General features: G+C 59.8%; 1 protein-coding gene. It reads right to left on the minus strand.

Translation table 11 applies throughout. The annotated features are described in order from the left end of the window. Positions 1–1,385: amino acid permease (locus ACR0P8_RS09515; RefSeq protein WP_432624824.1), on the minus strand; the 1,385-nt coding region annotated here is incomplete at its 3' end. Positions 1,386–1,910 lie beyond the last annotated feature (525 nt).

Below are 1,910 nucleotides of genomic sequence, written 5' to 3' on the forward strand. Positions count from 1 at the left end.
GCGGAGAAGCACATAAGCACCACGACCAGCAGCATGAACGCAATCACCACATACGGCGTCACATTGGCGAACGGCAGCTTGAATGCGATCTTGTCGAGCGCCTCCTTGCCCTTCAATCCCTTCAGCTCGGCCGGGCCGTCGCCGGCCGCCACCACGCGACGGAACTTGATTTCCGTGACCATGATCATGATCCAGTTGATCGCGGCAGCGATCGTGGCGATCGACATCAGATAATTGAACGCGAATTCCGGCCATACGAACACGACGACCACGGCGATCGCAATAATGATCGCGGAAGTGACGACGCCTCCGACCGGAACACCCTTCTTGCTGAGCTTGCCCAGGCAAGCCGGCGCGTTGCCCTGCTTTGCCAGCGAATACAGCATGCGGGAGTTGGCGTACAGGCCGGAATTGTAGACACTCATCACGGCGGTCAGGCATACGAAATTGAGGATGCCGGCGGCCGCGTGCACGCCGACGGAATCGAAAATCTGCACGAACGGGCTGGAATCGCCGTCGATCTTGCTCCACGGAATCACTGCCATGATCACACCGAGCGCGCAGATGTAGAAGACGAGGATACGCCAGATGATGCCGTTCGTGGCCTTCGGAATGGTGGTGCGCGGATTCTCGGTCTCGCCGGCGGTGATGCCGATGAGCTCGGTGCCGCCGAAGCTGAACATCACCACGACCAGAGCCATCATCAGACCCGTCCACGTGCCGTCGGCGTTGTGGGTCATCAGACCGTGGGGCAGGAATCCGCCGTCCACGGTGAACCAGTTGGCGAAGCTCGCGCGAATGCCCGACGCGGTGGGCACGTTGGCGATAATCACATACAGGCCGCCCAGAATCATGGCGATCACGGCCACGATCTTGATGATGGCGAACCAGAACTCGAATTCGCCGAACTTGTTCACGCCCATGAGATTCAGCGCGGCGATGGCCACCAGGAACACTGTCGCCGAAACCCACTTCGGAATGTTCGGGAACCAGTAGTTCACGAACGAGCCGACCACGGACAGCTCCACCATGGCCACAAGCACGTAATTGAACCAGTAGTTCCAGCCGGAGATGAAGCCCGCGCGCTTCGACCAGTAGCGCGTGGCGTAGTAGCTGAACGCGCCGGCCTTCGGATCCTCGACCGCCATTTCGGACAGCGCGCGCACGATCATGAAGATCGCGAGGCCGCCGACCAGATAGGCGAGCAGAATGGACGGACCAGCCAGCTGGATGGACTCGCTGGAGCCGTAGAACAGACCCGTTCCGATGGCGCCACCCAGTGCGATCAGCTGGATGTGGCGGTTTTTCAACGATTTGCGAAGCGTAGGCGGAACCGGCACGTCGTCGGTCTCACGCGGCTTCTTCGCGGCGGTGACGTCGCTCATGAATGCTTCCTCTTCTCTTTTTGCTTGCGATTCGTCCTTCGTGGGGACTGCTTTTGATTGTAATGTCATGCGATGCGCGGAACAGTGCGATGTCCGCTTTGGACGGGCCGGTTTTGCCTGGTTTTGGATGGGACGGTTTGGTTGGCGTGGGCGGGTTCGGGGGAATTGCGATTGCGGCTTGGTGTTGTGGCGGTTGGCGGGACCGCGGAGCTGGGATGGTTGGCGGTTGTTGGTGCATTGCGCGTGGTGTGGTTTGGGTGGATACAGATTCGGCTTGGACGGATTTGTATGGTTTCGGGCGATTCTAGGCGATTCGGCGCCGCTGCGGCCTTGCTTCTCCGGTTTTATGGTGTTCAATGGAGATGGGACTATGCGCGGGCCGGCTGCGGTGTTGCGGTGGCGGTGGCTGCGTGTGGGGCATGTGGGTTGTATGTGGTCGTATGAGGGAGGCCGTGATGGCGTTCGTCAAAGACATGTTGCGTATGTGGGCGCATTCGTGGAAAAGGTTCGTTTCGATCGCCATGA

This window comes from Bifidobacterium sp., from assembly GCF_050874245.1.
Lineage (GTDB): Bacteria > Actinomycetota > Actinomycetes > Actinomycetales > Bifidobacteriaceae > Bifidobacterium.